The organism is Stenotrophomonas maltophilia, assembly GCF_900186865.1.
In the GTDB taxonomy this organism is placed as follows: Bacteria; Pseudomonadota; Gammaproteobacteria; order Xanthomonadales; family Xanthomonadaceae; genus Stenotrophomonas; species Stenotrophomonas maltophilia.
The window spans coordinates 2452449-2469157 of record NZ_LT906480.1 but is presented as its reverse complement, the minus strand read 5'-3'; the positions used below and the strand labels follow the sequence as shown (position 1 = coordinate 2469157).

At 66.0% G+C, this 16709-nt stretch carries 17 protein-coding genes; 13 read left to right on the top strand and 4 right to left on the bottom strand.

Annotated elements, in window-relative coordinates; genetic code table 11:
• Positions 1-406 precede the first annotated feature (406 nt).
• From CKW06_RS11885 to flgA, 4 genes are all read right to left on the bottom strand, one after another.
• Complete coding sequence (locus CKW06_RS11885; protein WP_024958574.1) at positions 407-1627, bottom strand: ATP-binding protein; 1221 nt, start codon at positions 1625-1627, stop codon at positions 407-409.
• 91 nt (positions 1628-1718) lie between these two features.
• Positions 1719-2057, bottom strand: coding sequence for a flagella protein (locus CKW06_RS11880; protein WP_010485882.1), 339 nt, complete (start codon positions 2055-2057; stop codon positions 1719-1721).
• Positions 2054-2359: a flagellar biosynthesis anti-sigma factor FlgM gene (flgM, locus tag CKW06_RS11875; protein WP_019337421.1), complete on the bottom strand. Its 306-nt coding sequence runs from the start codon at positions 2357-2359 to the stop codon at positions 2054-2056. Before flgM ends, CKW06_RS11880 begins: the two co-directional genes overlap by 4 nt.
• Before the next feature lie 75 nt (positions 2360-2434).
• Positions 2435-3091 (bottom strand): flagellar basal body P-ring formation chaperone FlgA, encoded by a 657-nt coding sequence (flgA, locus tag CKW06_RS11870; RefSeq protein ID WP_024958573.1) that lies wholly within the window; start codon positions 3089-3091, stop codon positions 2435-2437.
• A gap of 281 nt (positions 3092-3372) precedes the next feature.
• Here flgA and CKW06_RS11865 point away from each other — a divergent pair, with 281 nt between their 5' ends.
• The 13 genes from CKW06_RS11865 to CKW06_RS11805 all read left to right on the top strand — a co-directional run bounded on the left by CKW06_RS11865 (position 3373) and on the right by CKW06_RS11805 (position 16682).
• A complete protein-coding gene (locus CKW06_RS11865) occupies positions 3373-4317 on the top strand; it encodes a chemotaxis protein (RefSeq protein WP_024958572.1) in 945 nt (314 codons plus the stop codon).
• Positions 4318-4455: 138 nt separating this feature from the next.
• Complete coding sequence (gene flgB, locus CKW06_RS11860) at positions 4456-4851, top strand: flagellar basal body rod protein FlgB (RefSeq protein ID WP_024958571.1); 396 nt, start codon at positions 4456-4458, stop codon at positions 4849-4851.
• A gap of 3 nt (positions 4852-4854) precedes the next feature.
• Positions 4855-5262, top strand: coding sequence for a flagellar basal body rod protein FlgC (flgC, locus tag CKW06_RS11855; protein WP_010485892.1), 408 nt, complete (start codon positions 4855-4857; stop codon positions 5260-5262).
• A gap of 23 nt (positions 5263-5285) precedes the next feature.
• Positions 5286-5969, top strand: a complete 684-nt coding sequence (locus CKW06_RS11850; protein WP_024958570.1) for a flagellar hook assembly protein FlgD — start codon at positions 5286-5288, stop codon at positions 5967-5969.
• A 32-nt stretch (positions 5970-6001) separates the two neighbouring features.
• Positions 6002-7225 carry a flagellar hook protein FlgE gene (gene flgE / locus CKW06_RS11845; protein ID WP_024958569.1) on the top strand — a complete coding sequence of 408 codons (1224 nt, stop codon included), beginning with the start codon at positions 6002-6004 and terminating at the stop codon, positions 7223-7225.
• A gap of 32 nt (positions 7226-7257) precedes the next feature.
• Positions 7258-8007, top strand: a complete 750-nt coding sequence (locus CKW06_RS11840; protein ID WP_024958568.1) for a flagellar basal body rod protein FlgF — start codon at positions 7258-7260, stop codon at positions 8005-8007.
• Positions 8008-8109: 102 nt separating this feature from the next.
• On the top strand, positions 8110-8895 hold the full coding sequence (gene flgG / locus CKW06_RS11835) for a flagellar basal-body rod protein FlgG (RefSeq protein ID WP_005409571.1): 786 nt from the start codon (positions 8110-8112) through the stop codon (positions 8893-8895).
• Positions 8896-8917: 22 nt separating this feature from the next.
• On the top strand, positions 8918-9610 hold the full coding sequence (gene flgH, locus CKW06_RS11830) for a flagellar basal body L-ring protein FlgH (protein ID WP_010485899.1): 693 nt from the start codon (positions 8918-8920) through the stop codon (positions 9608-9610).
• A gap of 2 nt (positions 9611-9612) precedes the next feature.
• Positions 9613-10755: a flagellar basal body P-ring protein FlgI gene (locus CKW06_RS11825; RefSeq protein WP_024958567.1), complete on the top strand. Its 1143-nt coding sequence runs from the start codon at positions 9613-9615 to the stop codon at positions 10753-10755.
• Position 10756: 1 nt separating this feature from the next.
• Positions 10757-11956, top strand: a complete 1200-nt coding sequence (gene flgJ / locus CKW06_RS11820) for a flagellar assembly peptidoglycan hydrolase FlgJ (protein WP_024958566.1) — start codon at positions 10757-10759, stop codon at positions 11954-11956.
• A gap of 8 nt (positions 11957-11964) precedes the next feature.
• Entirely contained in the window at positions 11965-13845 is a 1881-nt protein-coding gene (gene flgK / locus CKW06_RS11815) for a flagellar hook-associated protein FlgK (RefSeq protein ID WP_024958565.1), read from the top strand.
• Positions 13842-15044 (top strand): flagellar hook-associated protein FlgL, encoded by a 1203-nt coding sequence (flgL, locus tag CKW06_RS11810; protein ID WP_024958564.1) that lies wholly within the window; start codon positions 13842-13844, stop codon positions 15042-15044. Before flgK ends, flgL begins: the two co-directional genes overlap by 4 nt.
• Before the next feature lie 411 nt (positions 15045-15455).
• Positions 15456-16682, top strand: coding sequence for a flagellin (locus tag CKW06_RS11805; RefSeq protein ID WP_024958563.1), 1227 nt, complete (start codon positions 15456-15458; stop codon positions 16680-16682).
• The last annotated feature ends 27 nt before the right edge of the window (positions 16683-16709 follow it).

Genomic DNA, 16709 nt, shown 5'->3' with positions numbered 1-16709 from the left:
AGCCCTGGCAGAGCCGGCCGCTGGCCGGCTGCTCTCGATGCCTGGCTCAAAGAGGTTGCCGGCCAGCGGCCGGCACTACCCGAAGCGCGAATCCAGGTCGGGGACAAGCCCTGGTAGAGCCGGCCGCTGGCCGGCTGCTCTCGATGCCTGGCTCAAAGAGGTTGCCGGCCAGCGGCCGGCACTACCCGAAGCGCGAACCCAGATCGGGGACAAGCCCTGGTAGAGCCGGCCGCTGGCCGGCTGCTCTCGATGCCTGGTTCAATGAGGTTGCCGGCCAGCGGCCGGCACTACCCGAAGCGCGAACCCAGGTCGGGGACAAGCCCTGGTAGAGCCGGCCGCTGGCCGGCTGCTCTCGATGCTGGATTCAATGAGGTTGCCGGCCAGCGGCCGGCAGTACCCGAAGCGGTCAGCGCGGCTGCTTGACCGGCAGCACCACGCGGAAGCGCGAGCCCACGCCCGGGGTGCTGTCCAGGTCGATGCGGCCATGGTGCTTGTTGATGATGCTGTAGGAGATCGACAGGCCCAGGCCGGTACCGCTGCCCACCGGCTTGGTGGTGAAGAACGGATCGAAGATGCGCTGGCGCAGTTCCGGCGAGATGCCGCCGCCAGTGTCTTCAAATTCGACCCATACCTGGTCACCGTCGACACCCGTACGCACGGTGATCGTGCCACGCTCGGCAATGGCGTGGCCGGCGTTGAGCAGCAGGTTCATGTAGACCTGGTTCAACTCGGACGGCAGGCATTCCACCAGCGGCAGCTGGCCGAACTCACGCACCAGGGTGACCTTGTACTTGAGCTCGTTCCAGATGATGTTGATGGTCGATTCCAGCCCTGCGTGCAGGTCGACCAGCTTCCACGATTCGTCGCGGCCGGAATACGAGAAGTCCTTCAGATCACGCACGATGCGCGTCACCCGCTCGATGCCTTCGCGCGACTCGGCCATCAGCTGCGGCAGGTCGCGACTGATGAAGTCGATGTCCAGGCGGTCACGGATATCGTCGATTTCCGGGATCAGCGCCTTCGGGTCCGGCGCCCGCAATGCGCGCTCGTAGGCTTCGATCACGGTGAACAGGCTGCGCAGGTACTCCTGCAGGCTGCCCAGGTTGGAATGCACGTAGCCGATCGGATTATTGATCTCGTGCGCGACGCCGGCAGCAAGCTGACCGATCGAGGCCATCTTCTCCGACTGCAGCAGTTTTTCCTGGGTACCGTTCAGGCGCAGGTACGCCTGCCGCAGCTCCGCATGTCGCTGCTGCAGTTCGCGCTCGTAGTCTTCCTGTCCTTCGATATGGCGGAACAACGCCAGGAAGTGGCCCTGGCCCACCGGGCCGTGGTGATACAGATGGGCGATGACCACGCCCTCGCCCAGCGGCAGGCTGCCGTTCCAGTGACCATGCTGGCGCGCCTGTTCCAGCGCATCGGGCGGCAGAAGTTCACGCAGGCGCTGCGGCGGTGGCAGACCGCCGCCCTCACCACTGGCCAGCAGGTTCTGCGCAGCCGGGTTGGCCAGGGCAACCTGCCCGTCGTCGGTGAACAGCAGCAGCCCTTCGCGCAGGCGCTCAAGCAGGGCCTGCAGCACCGGCTGTGGCGGAAGGGGGGCGGTAACCAGGGCGTTGGCAGCGGACACGGCGACTCGGGGCATTCGAACAGGCGCCCAATATACGCGGTCGTGCAGCGGGCTTCAGCCCGCTTGATGGGGTTGTGCGACCGCCGTCGCGTCAGGCGACGGCGAGTGGGCGGCGCGCAGTGACGGTGTGCGCCTGGCCCTTGGCATCGTAGGCCGAGGCATCTTCGGTGCGGCCGAGCTGGCGCAGTGCCCAGTTGACCTCGCGGCGGCGGCGCGACAGCAGTACGCCATTGGCGCGGTTGCGCTCGGCCAGTTCCTGCAGCTGCTCACCCTCGCCCACCGGCGGCGCGCCTTCCAGCGCACGCAGCGCCTCCAGCTTGGCGCCGGTGGCCCGGATCAGGGCATGCACGTCGTGCTCGACCAGGGCCTGGCGTTCAACGTCCAGGGCCTGGGCAAGACGCTGCAGCGGCTCGCTCATCGCCGCAGTCATCCGTGCAGCTGCTGGTCCAGCTCAAGCATGCGCGATGCGATCGCGTCCGGATTGATCTTGTAGGTGCCGTTCTGCAGTGACTCGCGCACCGCGGCCACGCGCTGGGCGTCGATCGCCGGGGCGGTGGTCAGCTCACGCTCGATGGCCTGCAGATTGGTGGCCTCGCCAGTCAGGCGCAGGCTGTCGGCCGCTTCGACCGGGCGCGCCGCCGCATCGGTGCTGACGCCGGGCTTGTTGGCCGGGGTCGTCACGCTGCGCAGTGCCTGGGGGACCTGCAGGTTGCCGTCGATTTTCTGGCTCATGGGGTGTCCTGGAGTTGCCGTTCACAAGGGATAACGGCCGCAGGGCCGTGATCTTTAGGGATATTTTGCGGTAAATCAACGCGCCACGATTACGTCACCGGCGGCATCGACCGTGCCCTGCACGATCCGCCGCGAGGACAGGTTCTCTACCGAGACCCGTTCGTTTTCACCGGCATCGCCCATTGCACGGCCTGCAATACGGACCTCGACCGAGCCGCGACGCGATACCAGGGCCACATTGTCTCCTCGCTTGATGAGACGCTGCACTACCAGATCATTGCTCGACAGCAGGGCTCCGGCCTGCAACGGACGGCGGGCGATGCGGCCGATCGCCGCGTTGGGATCGGCCAGCACCGCACCGGCAATCCGGGCGGCGTCACGCTGGGCAGTGGTGATATCGGCGGCGGTGAGGGTTTCTCCAGTGCCGATTCCACGATTGAGCACCAGCACGGTCTGGTTGCGCCGCACCTTCACCGGCACGAACAGGCGCCAGCCCCCCGCATCAGGGCAACTGACCTCCACCGTGGTGTTGGCGGTAGGCTGCACCTGCAGCGCGCCGCCACACTTGGGCAGGCGCAGCGCATCGGCCACCTGGGCCTCACCCTCGCTGCCGGCCGGCAGCGTCGACAACGCTGCGGTGCGGATGCTGGCTACGGGTTGCCAGTCGGCGGCCGTCGCCCACGGCGAGGCCAGGGCAAGCGCGATGGCCAATAGAGATGTGACCCGGCGCATGGCGCCTCCTGTCGATGGGACCTGGCCCAGCTGCGTGCAAGGTGTGTGCCAGAGACGAGGTCTCGGGATGGGGCCTGTAGAGTCGACTGTTAGTCGACTTTCGCGTCAGTCGACTTTCGCGCGAAGCGCGGGATTTCCCGCGATCGGATAAGAGCAGTCGACTATAAGAACAGTCGCCCAGAAGAGCAGTCGACTAACAGTCGACTCTACAGAAGCGGTGTGGAGCGCGTGGGCGGCAGAGCGCCCTCAAGTTCGGCGCCCACCCCGCCGATACAGCAGCCATGTCCCATGACCTGCTCAACCGGATCGACCAGCGGACCCGTCTGGCCGGCCACAATCGCCTGGCGCTGCTGCTGTTCCGTCTCGGCGGACGTCAGCTTTTTGGCGTCAATGTCTTCAAGGTGCAGGAAGTCCTGCGACGCCCGGAACTGTTCCAGGTGCCCGGGCTGCCCAGCCAGTTCTCCGGCGTGGCCGACGTGCGTGGCCGCTCGGTGCCGGTGCTGGACCTCGGCCTGGCCATCGGCCATCCCGAGCGCGAGCCGGAGGCGGACACCTCGCCCGGCTACCTGGTCGTTACCGAGTTCAACCGCTCGATCCAGGGCTTTTTGGTCAGCGGCGTGGAGCGCATCGTCAACATCGCGGTGGAAGACATCCACCCGCCGCCGGAACTGGGCGCCGAGTCGAGTTACCTGACTGCGGTGACCCGCTTCCAGGGTGAGCTGATCCAGGTGATCGACGTGGAAAGCGTACTGGCCGACATCGCCCAGGTCCGCGGCGAAGCGGTGCTGGACCCGGCGATGGCAATGCCGGCCGACGGCCCGCAGCTGCAGGTGCTGGTGGTGGACGACTCGCGCGTGGCCCGCCAGCAGATCCGCAGCGTGCTGGACCAGCTGGGGGTGGGCGCCACCCTGCTTTCCGATGGCAAGCAGGCGCTGGACCACCTGCTGCAGATCCACGCGTCAGGCGAGAACCCGGCCGAGCGCTACGCCATGGTCATCTCGGACATCGAAATGCCGGCGATGGACGGCTATACGCTGACGACGGAAATCCGGCGCCATCCAGGCCTGGCCGGCCTCTACGTGCTGCTGCATACCTCGCTGTCGGGCGTATTCAACAATGCGATGGTCGAGCGCGTCGGCGCCAACGCCTTCGTCGCCAAGTACTCGCCGCACGAACTGGCCGACTTCGTGCTGGACCGCCTGCGCAAGGTCGCGATGGCGGCCTGACGTCCACTGATCCGGTAGTGCCGGCCGTTGGCCGGCATCCGCAGATCTATCGGGGCGCCGGCCAGCGGTCGGCACTACCCTCTCGAATTTGGCACACCCCTTGCAGCTTCCCGGGCAACGTTCCCGTGGGAGTGCACCGTGCGCAACCTGATTACCGACTACCTGGGCGTCCACGCCCAGGCCATGCCGTTGCGCGAACAGCGGATGAAGCTGATCGCCAGCAACCTCGGCAATGCCGACACTCCCGGCTACAAGGCCCAGGACCTGGACTTCGATGCCGCCCTGCGTCATGCCCAAGGGCAGGATGCCAACGGCCTGATGACCACCACCAACGAGCAGCACTACGAGATCAGTAGTGGCCTGAACCCGTTCCAGATCGCGCGCGACGGCGTGCAGCCCAGCCTGGACGGCAACACCGTCGATCCCGATGCCGAGCGTGCCGCCTATGGCCGCGCCGCACTCGAATACCGCGCCTCGCTCAGCTTCGTCGAGAGCAAGGTGCGTCCCATGCTGACCGCGATCACGGGGCAATAAGCCATGAGCAACCTGCCGATCTTCGATATCGCCGGCTCCGCGCTGCAGGCGCAGTCGGTGCGCATGAGCACCATCGCCTCCAATCTCTCCAACGCCGACACCGTCGCCGGTTCCGCCGACGCCGTGTACAAGCCGCTGGAGCCGATCTTCCAGGCCGTGACCAGCAAGAACGATCCGAACATCACCTCTGTGAAGGTCAAGGAGATCACCCAGAGCGAGGCCGCGCCGATCAAGCGCTATGAGCCGGGCCACCCGCTGGCCGATGGCGATGGCTACATCTACCAGCCCGACGTCGATCCGGTGGCGCAGATGGTCAATCTCATCTCGACCTCGCGTAACTACCAGGCCGGCGTGGAGATGCTGACCACCGCCAAGGAACTGGCCCTGGCCACCCTGACCATGGGCCGCTGAGGCCCGCAGTACCGGATACCGCCATGACCACCGCCGTCAACAACCAGACCAACCAGGACGTCTACGCCGCACTCGGCCTGAACGCCCCGAACAGCAACGCTACGAAGAAGAAGAACACGCTGGACCAGGCCGACTTCCTGCGCCTGATGACCGAGCAGTTGCAGCACCAGGATCCGCTGAAGCCGATGGACAACACGCAGATGGTCGCGCAGATGGCGCAGATGTCCACCGTGCAGGGCATCACCGATCTGAACAAGACGGTGAAGGGTTTCCAGGAATCGATGGCCAGCGACCAGGTGCTGCGCGGTGCGGCACTGGTCGGCCACCAGGTGCTGGTGCCGTCGGAAAAGCTGGTGCTGGAGAAGGAAGGCAGCGTCGAAGGCACGGTGGCCGCGCCCTCGGCCGGCATCATCACCGTCGACGTCACCGATGCCAACGGCACCAAGGTCACTTCACTGAGCGTTGAAGCCAAGGCCGCCGGCGAAACCGCCTTCAAGTGGGACGGCAAGGACGCCAATGGCAAGCGCATGGAACCGGGCAAGTACTCCATCGTCGCCAACCACGTCGACACCACAGGCAAGAGCACCAAGCTTTCCACCTACGTGCAGGCACCGGTGGAGAGCGTGACCGTCGGTTCCGACGGTCTGTACCTGAACCTCAAGGGCCTGGGCACGGCCCCGATCGACTACGTGCTCCGCGTCAGCTGAGCCGCACACCCCGTATCTACCAGGAGCATCCCATGGGCTTCAATGTCTCGCTGTCCGGCATCAACGCCGCCAATTCCGACCTGAGCGTCACCGCCAACAACGTCGCCAACGTCAACACCACCGGCTTCAAGGAATCGCGCGCCGAATTCGCCGACCTGTTCTCGGCCACTGGTTATGGTCTGTCGAAGAACGCCGTGGGTTCGGGCGTCCGTGTCTCCAACGTTGCCCAGCAGTTCAAGCAGGGCCACAACGAACAGACCGGCCGCAGCCTGGACATGGCCATTTCCGGTGAAGGCTTCTTCACCATGAACATGAACGGTACCCGCGTGTACTCGCGCGCCGGCAATTTCCAGACCGATCCGTCCGGCTATGTGGTCAACCCGCAGGGTGCGCGCCTGCAGGTGTTCGCGCCGAACGCCGACGGCACCAACTTCGATGCCGGCCGCATGGTCGACCTGCAGCTGTTGACCACCGACAGCCCGCCGAAGCAGACCAGCGAAGTGAAGGTCGGCTTCACCCTGCCGGCCAATGCCAAGCAGCCGACGGTCACCACGTTCGATCCGACCGACTCCAACAGCTACAACCACTCCAGCGGTGGCATCACCGTGTACGACTCGCTGGGTGTCAGCCACATCCAGGTCTCGTACTTCGTGAAGGGCGCAAACCCGAACGAGTGGACCGTGCGCAACTACGTGGACGGCCAGCCGGCCGGCGCGCCGACCCCGGTCACCTTCGACAACAGCGGCAAGCTCACCGCGCCGGCCAACGGCAAGGTCAGCCTCGGCACCTTCACCCCGACCACCGGTGCGGGCGTGCTGAACATGACGCTGGACGTGAGCGGCTCGACCCAGTACGGCGAAAAGTTCGCGCTGCGCAACACCCAGCAGGATGGCTACGCCGCCGGCAAGCTCAATGAGATCACCGTGTCGGAAACCGGCGTGGTCTACGCGCGCTACTCCAATGGCGCCGACAAGCCGCTGGGCCAGGTCGCGCTGACCACGTTCAACAATCCGCAGGGCCTGGAATCGAAGGGCAACAACCTGTGGGTGGACACCTTCAGCTCGGGCACCCCGCGCACCGGCATGCCGGACACCTCCAACCTCGGCAAGATCCAGGCCGGCTCGCTGGAAGCATCCACCGTCGACCTCACCGAGCAGCTGGTCAACATGATCACCGCGCAGCGCAACTTCCAGGCCAACGCGCAGATGATCACCACCCAGGACCAGATCACCCAGACCGTCATCAACATCCGTTGATGAGCTGCTGACCCTGTCACGGAACTCCCCGCATGGATAAAGCCCTTTACGTGGCGATGACCGGTGCCCGCGCCTCCCTGCAGGCGCAGGGAACGCTCAGCCACAACCTCGCCAACTCGGACACCCCTGGCTTCAAGGAAGCGCTGGCCAACACCGAAGCCTTCCCGATCAAGGGCCCGGGCTTTGCCTCGCGGGTGGATGCGCTGCATGTCGACGCCGGATTCAATCGCACGCCCGGCTCGCAGCACATCACCGGCAAGCCGCTGGACCTGTCCCTGCAGACCGGCACCTGGCTGGCCGTGCAGTCCAGCGACGGCAGCGAGGCGTACACGCGCGGCGCGGCGTTGTCGGTGACGCCGAACGGCCAGCTGGTGACCTCCAGCGGCCGTCCGGTACTGGATGACAACAACAATCCGATCGCCATTCCGCCCTACCAGGCGATGGAAATCGGTGCCGACGGCACGCTCTCGATCATCCCGCAGGGCGAAGGTCCGCAGACCATGGCGCAGATCGGTCGCATCAAAGTGGTGCAGGCGCCGGATGAACGCCTGGAGCGTGGCCTGGATGGCCTGTTCCGCAACACCGACCCACTGCAGCCGTTCGCGCCGGCACAGGGCACGGCCGTGCACAGCGGCCAGCTGGAAGGCAGCAACGTAGACGCCGCTGGCGCGCTGGTGCAGATGATCCAGCTGCAGCGCCAGTACGAAATGCAGGTGCAGGTGATCAAGCACGGCGACGAGAACGCGCGCAGCGCCAACAGCATGCTGCGCCTGGGCAGCTGACGGAATTCCGGCGCCGGCTGATGCCGGCGCTGGCACACCGCTTGCACACCCGCATACAAGGGCCGCACCACGCGGCCGGCTTCACCAGACAGGACATCGAAGATGAACCAGGCATTGTGGATCGCGAAAACCGGACTGGATGCGCAGCAGATGCGCATGTCGGTGGTTTCCAACAACCTCGCCAACACCAACACCACCGGCTTCAAGCAGGACCGTGCCAGTTTTGAAGACCTGCTGTACCAGCAGGTGCGCCAGCCCGGCGGCTCCTCGTCGGCGCAGACCCAGCTGCCAACTGGCCTGCAGCTCGGAACGGGCGTGCGCGTGGTCGCCACTGCCAAGAATTTTGAACAGGGTGGCCAGCAGCAGACCGGCCGCGCCCTGGACGTGATGGTCAATGGCCGCGGCTTCTTCGAGGTTCAGATGCCTGATGGCAGCTCGGCCTACACCCGTGATGGCTCGTTCAAGATCAACCAGGACAGCGAGCTGGTCACCAACAGCGGCTACCCCGTGCAGCCGGGCATCCAGATTCCCGAAGGCGCGCAGTCGGTGACCATCGGTACCGACGGCACCATCAGCGTGAAGATGGCCGACGGCGCGGCCTCGGTGGAAGTGGGCGCGCTGACCCTGACCGACTTCGTCAATCCGGCCGGCCTGCAGGCGCGCGGCGAGAACCTGTTCCTGGAGACCACGGCCTCCGGCCCGGCACAGAACGGCAACCCCGGCCTCAACGGCCTCGGCACCGTGGTGCAGGGCGCGCTGGAAGGCAGCAACGTCAACGTGGTGGAAGAGCTGGTGTCAATGATCGAAACCCAGCGCGCCTACGAAATGAACGCCAAGGCGATTTCCACCACCGATTCGATGCTCGGCTATCTCAACAACAAGCTCTGACCGGCCAAACCGGGAAACTGCCATGTCGCCCATTTCCAACTTCGCCCGCACTGCCCTCGCCTGCGCCGTGGCCGCCCTGCTCGGTGGCTGCGTGATCGCGGGCGACGTGCGTCCCTACCCGACGATGGCACCGATCCAGCCGATCATGCCGCCGCAGGCCCAGCCGACCGCCGGCGCCATCTATGCCGCCGGCCCGACCCTGCAGCTGTATTCGGACCGCCGCGCACGCGATGTTGGCGACCTGCTGACCATCACCCTGCTGGAAAACACCACCGCGCAGACCAGTGCCAACACTGCCACCAACAAGGAATCGAACCTGAGCCTGGGCACGCCGTCCATTCTCGGCGCTCCGGTCACCCTGGGCGGCAAGGACATTCTGAGCGCTACGGCCAAGGGCGCGCGTGACTTCACCGGCAAGGGCAACAGCGCGCAGAGCAACCGCCTGCAGGGCAGCGTCACGGTCACCGTGGTGCAGCGCCTGCCCAACGGCAACCTGGTGGTGCAAGGGCAGAAGAACCTGCGGCTGAACCAGGGCGATGAGCTGGTGCAGGTGCAGGGCATCGTCCGCCCGGGCGACATCAGCCAGGACAACACCATTCCGTCCAGCCGCGTGGCCGAAGCCCGCATCGTCTACGGCGGCCGCGGCCCGGTTGCGCAATCCAACGCGATGGGCTGGCTGAGCCGCTTCTTCAATTCCGGCCTGACGCCGTTCTGAGTATGGCCATGAAAGCTCTCTTCTCTTCAACGTGGCAGCGACGCATGGCGTCGCTCTACGGATCATTCTTCCTTCTGCTGGCAATGGCTGCGCCTGCCAGCGCCGAGCGCATCAAGGACCTGGCCCAGGTCGGCGGCGTGCGTGGCAATGCCCTGGTGGGTTATGGCCTGGTGGTCGGCCTGGACGGCAGCGGCGACCGCACCAGCCAGGCACCCTTCACCGTGCAGAGCCTGAAGAACCTGCTCGGCGAGCTGGGCGTCAACGTACCGCCGAACGTCAACCCGCAGCTGAAGAACGTGGCCGCAGTGGCGATCCACGCCGAACTGCCACCGTTCGCCAAGCCGGGCCAGCCGATCGACATCACCGTGTCCTCCATCGGCAACGCAGTCTCGCTGCGCGGCGGCTCGCTGCTGATGGCACCGCTGCGCGGCGCCGACGGACAGATCTACGCCATCGCGCAGGGCAACCTGATCGTCGGCGGCTTCGGTGCGCAGGGCAAGGACGGTTCCCGTGTCTCGGTGAACGTGCCCAGCGTCGGCCGCATTCCCAACGGTGCCACCGTTGAGCGCGCCCTGCCCGATCCGCTGGCCAACGGCGGTGACATCACCCTGAACCTGCACAACAACGACTTCACCACGGTCTCGCGCATGGTCGCCGCGCTCAACAACGCATTCGGCGAAGGTGCGGCGCGTGCGGTCGACGGCGTGACCGTAGCGGTTACCGCACCGACCGATCCGGGCGCACGCATCGGCCTGCTGGCGCGCATCGAGAACCTGGAACTGACCCCGGGCAGCGCTCCGGCCAAGGTGGTGGTCAATTCGCGTACCGGCACCGTGGTCATCGGCCAGCAGGTGCGCGTGGGACCTGCCGCGATCTCGCACGGTTCGCTGACCGTGACCATCCAGGAAAACACCAACGTCAGCCAGCCCAATGCGCTGTCCGGCGGCCGTACCGTAGCCAGCCCGCAGTCGACCATCACCGCCACCAACGACGGCAGCCGCATGTTCAAGTTCAGCGGCGGCACCACCCTGGACGAGATCGTGCACGCGGTGAACGCCGTGGGCGCAGCACCAGGCGATCTCATCGCGATCCTGGAAGCCCTGAAGCAGGCCGGCGCATTGAGTGCCGAGCTCGAGGTGATCTGATATGCGCATCAATCCCGCATTCGATCTGCACCCGGCACAACAGAACGATCCGGCCAAGATCGACAAGGTCGCGCGCCAGCTGGAAGGCCAGTTCGCGCAGATGCTGGTCAAGAGCATGCGTGACGCCAGCTTCGGCGACTCGCTGTTCCCCGGCGAAAACAAGATGTTCCGCGAGATGTACGACCAGAAGATTGCCGAGGCCATGACCCGCGGCAAGGGCCTGGGCCTGTCGGGCATCATCAGCCGGCAGCTGTCCGGCCAGGCCGCCGAGGGTCCGGCGCTGGATACCCGCGTGGACCCGGCCAAGGCCAGCCGTGCCTACCAGCTCAATGCACCGGCCAAACCGGCACCGTCGCTGCCGCTGGAAGACGGCAGCCAGGCCGTGCGTCTGCTGCAGCAGATGGCCGCCGGTGCGCAGCAGGGGGCACAGGCGGCTGTCGCGCCGATGGAGCAGGCCCTGGACCTGATCGCCGGCCGTGAGAGCAGCAGCATGCACCGCTCGCCGGGCACCGAAGATCCGTACATCGGCAGCCTGCAGGGCGAGGACTGGGCCGCCAACAGCGACCAGTGGTCGGCCACCGCCAGCAACCGCGGCACCGCGATCAGCCCGGCCGATGCAATGGCCACCCGTACCGCCGTCGCCCAGCTCGGCGAGCACACACCGGAAGGCTTCGTCGCCAGTATCTGGCAGCACGCGCAGAGTGCAGCCAAGGAACTGGGCGTGGATGCCCGCGCCCTGGTCGCCCAGGCAGCGCTGGAAACCGGCTGGGGCAAGCGCCACATCAAGCACGCCGACGGCAGCACTTCGCACAACCTGTTCGGCATCAAGGCCAATGGCTGGAACGGCCAGCGCGCCGTGGCCGGCACCCATGAATACGTCGATGGCGTACGCCGCAACGAGACCGCCAGCTTCCGCGCCTACAGTTCGCCGGCCGAGAGCTTTGCCGACTACGTGCGCCTGCTGAAGACCAGCCCGCGTTACCAGCAGGCCCTGCAGGCCGGCACCGACGTGCAGGGCTTCGCCCGCGGCCTGCAGCGCGCCGGCTATGCCACCGATCCGCGCTATGCGGCCAAGATCGCCGCGATCGCCGGCGGACCGACCATCGAGCGCGCCGTCAGCGCCGTCGCCAATGCCGGCTCGCGCCTTGGCCAGACCTTCGCCAGCACCGCAACCGCGGCGCTGGGTATCACTCGTCGTTGAGGAACCCCATGTCCAGCGTACTTTCCACCGGTACCGGTGCCCTGCTCGCCTTCCAGCGTGCGTTGGCGACCACCAGCCACAACGTGGCCAACCTCAATACCCCGGGCTACAGCCGGCAGAAGGTCAACTTCGCCACCGCTGATCCGCAGAACTACGGCTACGGCACGGTCGGCAACGGCACCCGCATCACCGACATCCGCCGCACCGCCGACCAGCTGGCGATCTCACGCCTGCTCGACAGCAGCGGCGAGCTGGCACGCCTGAAGCAGCTTTCCAGCATGGCCGACCGCGTCAACGCGCTGGTCTCCGATCCTGCCACCAACGTCTCCGGCGTCTGGTCCAACTTCTTCGATTCGGTCAGCGGCCTGACCTCCAATGCCTCCGGCACGGCCGACCGCCAGAACATGCTCGATGGCGGCAAGGCCCTGGCCAACCGCTTCGTGCAGCTCAACACCCATCTGAACAACCTCAACAGCGAGGTCAACAACGGCCTGCTGGCCGGTGCCACCGAGATCAACCGGCTGGCGCAGGAAATCGCGCAGATCAACGGCGCCATCGGCACCAACATCGCCACGGCCGCACCCGACCTGCTCGATCGTCGTGACCAGCTGATCACCCAGCTGATCGGCTACACCGGCGGCACGGCGGTGATCCAGGACGGCGGCATCATGAATGTCTACACCGCCGGCGGCAACGCGCTGGTGGTGGGCACCACGGCGACCAAGGTCACCACCGTGGCCGACCCGTACCAGCCGGAGCGGCTGCAGCTGGCGCTGGAAACGCAGGGCAACACCATCCGGCTCGACCCGAAGGCGGTCGGTGGCCAGATCGGCGGTCTGCTGGAATTCCGCGACACCGTGCTGACGCCTGCCCAGGCCGAACTGGGCAAGCTGGCGGTAGGCCTGGCCGAGAGCTTCAACCAGGTGCATCACCAGGGCGTGGACCTGTATGGCCAGCTCGGGGGTGACTTCTTCAACATCGGCAATCCACGCGTCACCGCCAACAATGCCAACACCGGCACCGCCAGCCTCAGCGCCACTTACGGCGACCTCGGCAAGCTGGACGCGCAGAACGTGGTGCTGCAGTTCGATGGCACCAACTGGAAGGCCAGTCGTGCCGACACCGGTGCGAACGTTCCGCTGACCGGCACCGGTACGGCCGCCGATCCCCTGGTGATCAACGGCGTCAAGCTGGTGGTCGGCGGTACCCCGGCGGCCAACGACCGCTTCCTGCTGCAGCCGACCGCAGGCGTGGCAGGCAGCATGGAAGTGGCGATCACCGATCCCTCGCGCATCGCCGCTGCTGCGGCAGTGAAGGGCGCGGCGGCGACGTCCAACACGGGCACCGGCAAGCTGAGCGGTGTCACCGTCAGCGATTCGACCAACGCCAACCTGCGCAATCCGGCCGCGATCGTGTTCACCTCGGCCACCACCTACACCATCGATGGGGGCCCGCCGCAGACCTACACGCCCGGCCAGACCATCAGTGCCAATGGCTGGAGCTTCGTGCTGGACGGTGCGCCGAAGGTTGGCGACACCTTCAACATCACCCCGACTCCGGCGGGCTCCTCGGACAACAGCAATGCCGCCAAGCTGGCCAAGGTCGAGAGCGCCAAGGCGTTCAACGCCGGCACGGTGACGCTGAACGGCGCGCTGGGCGGCCTCACCACCCAGGTCGGTGCCGCGGCCCGTTCTGCCGAGTACTCGCTGGACGCCCAGCTGGTGATCAACGACAAGGCGCAGGAAGCGCGCGATGAAGTGTCCGGCGTCAACCTGGACGAGGAGGCCGCCGACATGCTGCGCCTGCAACAGGCCTACCAGGCGGCCTCGCAGCTGATCTCCACCGCCGAGAGCATGTTCCAGACCATCCTGGGAGCCGTCCGCCGATGAGCAGCCGCATCTCCACCAGCATGATGTACAACCAGTCGGTGTCGCTGATGATGGCCAAGCAGGCCAAGCTCAGCCACCTGGAGCAGCAGATCGCCACCGGCAGCAAGATCGTCACCGCAAAGGACGATCCGGTCGGCGCAGGCGCAGCGGTCGGACTGGACCGCAGCCTGGCCGCACTGGACCGCATGAAGCTCAACGCCGGCAACGTGCAGAACCGGCTGGGCGTGCAGGAAAATACCCTGGCCCAGGTCAACGACCTGATGGGGCGGGTCAACGACCTGACCATCCAGGCCAGCAACCCCGCGTTGAGTGCGGCCGACAAGAAGACGCTGATCACCGAGCTTAACCAGATCCGCGACGGCCTGCTGTCGCTGGCCAACGCCGAGGACGGCACCGGCCGCTATGTGTTCGGCGGCACCAACGATGGTGATCCTCCGTTCGCCAAGATCAACGGCAAGGTGGTCTACCGTGGTGACCAGACCCAGCGCCAGATCGAGGTCGGCCCCGATACCTACGTCCGCGATGCCTTGCCCGGCAGCGAGATCTTCATGCGCATCCCCACCGGCGATGGCTTCGTCGATGGCGGCGCCGCCGCCGGCAACACCGGCAACGGCGTGCTGACCAACATCACCCGCGATGGCAGCGACAGCTGGAACGGCCAGAGCTTCAGCGTCCGCTTCACCGCCGCCAACCAGTACGAAGTGCTGGATGGTGCCGGCAATGTGACCGGCACCGGCACCTACAAGGCCGGTGATGATCTGGAAGTGAACGGCGTACGCCTGCAGCTCACCGGTGCGCCTGCCGCAGGCGACAGCTTCAACGTGAAGCCGGCGAGCAGCCGCGACATCTTCGACACCATGGACAAGCTGATCACCGCGCTGGACGCCGACACCGGCACGACCGCGAAGATGAGCGCACAGCAGAACGAGTTGCAGAGCGCATTGCGCGACGTGGCTCGCGCATCGGAACGGATGATCGATTCACGAGCAGCCGGTGGCGCACAGTTGAAAGCGCTGGACAATGCCGCCGACATGCGTGAAGCCAACAGTGTGACCCTGAAGACCACGCTGTCGCAGATGCGCGACCTGGACTATGCCGATGCGCTGAGCCAGTACCAGCTGCAGAGCACCGCGCTGCAGGCGGCACAGACGATCTTCTCGCAGATGCAGTCGATGTCGTTGTTCAACAAGATCCGCTGACGCATCTCCTGCGTCACCCCTGAAAGGCCGCGATGCCCTGCATCGCGGCCTTTTTCGTTTCTACGGTCCGTTGCCGCGGAGCACGCCAGGCCAACAGCCTGCCAGCCCGCCTTCCGCGGATTTTCCGTGATTGCCCATCAAGCCCGGCTGGCCCCCGCCGATACCTTCATCAGCGCTGGCTGGGCTTGCCCAGCCGCCCCCTCCGGGGCCGCCTTCACGCCCCTCCAGGGCTGGAAAACCCCGGAAAAACAGCCTCCGGAAACGAATTACGGTTCCAACGGAATTCACGGCTAAAGGTTGTTGACAAAGCGCCGTTATTCATTTGGCAACAACGAAGCACACAGCCACACAAAAAACAGGCGGCGCTTCGTTTCATTCACCAACGGGTTCCATATAAGAGGAGACGACCCCATGGCACAGGTAATCAACACCAATACGATGTCGCTCAACGCTCAGCGCAACCTGAGCACCAGCGGCAACTCACTGGCCACCACCATCCAGCGCCTCTCGTCCGGCCTGCGCATCAACAGCGCGAAGGACGACGCCGCCGGCCTGGCGATCTCGGAGCGCTTCAGCACCCAGATCCGCGGCCTGGACGTGGCCATCCGCAACGCCAACGACGGCATCTCGCTGGCCCAGGTCGCCGAAGGCTCGCTGAGCGAAGTCGGCAACAACCTCCAGCGCATCCGCGAACTGGCCGTGCAGGCCTCCAATGCCACCAACTCCAGCAGCGACCGCAAGGCCCTGCAGGCCGAAGTGACCCAGCTGATCTCGGAAGTGGACCGCGTCGCCAAGCAGAGCGACTTCAACGGCACCAAGCTGCTGGATGGCTCGTTCACCAGCCAGCTGTTCCAGGTCGGCGCCAATGCCGGCCAGGCCATTGCGATCAACAGCGTCGTCGATGCCAAGGCAGATACCCTGGGCGCAGCGACATTCGCCAACGTCTACAACACCCAGGCCATCGCGGCCGACAAGGCCACGGCCGATACGACCTTCTCCGGCCTGCAGATCGACATCACCCCGCCCGGCGCGGCTGCCGCCACCACGATCAAGGTTCCCGACTTCACCGTGAAGGCAGGCGAATCCATCACCGCCGCCACGGCTGCTGCAGTCAACAGCCGCCTGGGTGAAACCGGCGTAATGGCGAAGCTGGACGCCGGCAAGCTCTCGCTGCACTCGGCGGCGGCTGGCCAGACCTTCGCCTTGTCGGTCAGCGCCACCCCGACCACCGGCGCAACTGCAGTGGACGCAAACTTTGCCAACATCGGCCTGCAGCAGGTTGCAGCCGGCACAGGTGGCACGCTGACCGGCGCAACCGCACGCCATGTCGAAGACCTCAATGTGAGCACCGTTGAGGGTGCCCAGCAGGCGCTGTCGATCGTCGATAAGGCTCTTGAGTCGGTCAATAGCGTCCGCGCCGACCTCGGCGCGATCCAGAACCGCTTCACCTCGGTGGTGGCCAACCTGCAGACCTCCTCGGAGAACCTGTCGGCATCGCGCAGCCGCATCCGCGATACCGACTTCGCCAAGGAAACCGCCGAACTGACCCGCACCCAGATCCTGCAGCAGGCCGGTACGGCCATGCTGGCCCAGGCCAACCAGGTACCGCAGAACGTGCTCAGCCTGTTGCAGCGCTGACATGAGCCGCCCCCGGGGCACGTCGGG

What these genes read in the sequence shown, in the direction of transcription:
- flgK (WP_024958565.1), top strand. Translation starts at nt 11,965, where the DNA reads ATGTCCAGCGTACTTTCCACCGGTACCGGTGCCCTGCTCGCCTTCCAG.
- CKW06_RS11840 (WP_024958568.1), top strand. Translation starts at nt 7,258, where the DNA reads ATGGATAAAGCCCTTTACGTGGCGATGACCGGTGCCCGCGCCTCCCTG.
- flgL (WP_024958564.1), top strand. Translation starts at nt 13,842, where the DNA reads ATGAGCAGCCGCATCTCCACCAGCATGATGTACAACCAGTCGGTGTCG.
- flgG (WP_005409571.1), top strand. Translation starts at nt 8,110, where the DNA reads ATGAACCAGGCATTGTGGATCGCGAAAACCGGACTGGATGCGCAGCAG.
- CKW06_RS11880 (WP_010485882.1), bottom strand. Translation starts at nt 2,057, where the DNA reads ATGACTGCGGCGATGAGCGAGCCGCTGCAGCGTCTTGCCCAGGCCCTG.
- CKW06_RS11825 (WP_024958567.1), top strand. Translation starts at nt 9,613, where the DNA reads ATGGCCATGAAAGCTCTCTTCTCTTCAACGTGGCAGCGACGCATGGCG.
- flgJ (WP_024958566.1), top strand. Translation starts at nt 10,757, where the DNA reads ATGCGCATCAATCCCGCATTCGATCTGCACCCGGCACAACAGAACGAT.
- CKW06_RS11850 (WP_024958570.1), top strand. Translation starts at nt 5,286, where the DNA reads ATGACCACCGCCGTCAACAACCAGACCAACCAGGACGTCTACGCCGCA.
- CKW06_RS11865 (WP_024958572.1), top strand. Translation starts at nt 3,373, where the DNA reads ATGTCCCATGACCTGCTCAACCGGATCGACCAGCGGACCCGTCTGGCC.
- flgA (WP_024958573.1), bottom strand. Translation starts at nt 3,091, where the DNA reads ATGCGCCGGGTCACATCTCTATTGGCCATCGCGCTTGCCCTGGCCTCG.
- flgC (WP_010485892.1), top strand. Translation starts at nt 4,855, where the DNA reads ATGAGCAACCTGCCGATCTTCGATATCGCCGGCTCCGCGCTGCAGGCG.
- flgH (WP_010485899.1), top strand. Translation starts at nt 8,918, where the DNA reads ATGTCGCCCATTTCCAACTTCGCCCGCACTGCCCTCGCCTGCGCCGTG.
- CKW06_RS11805 (WP_024958563.1), top strand. Translation starts at nt 15,456, where the DNA reads ATGGCACAGGTAATCAACACCAATACGATGTCGCTCAACGCTCAGCGC.
- flgE (WP_024958569.1), top strand. Translation starts at nt 6,002, where the DNA reads ATGGGCTTCAATGTCTCGCTGTCCGGCATCAACGCCGCCAATTCCGAC.
- flgM (WP_019337421.1), bottom strand. Translation starts at nt 2,359, where the DNA reads ATGAGCCAGAAAATCGACGGCAACCTGCAGGTCCCCCAGGCACTGCGC.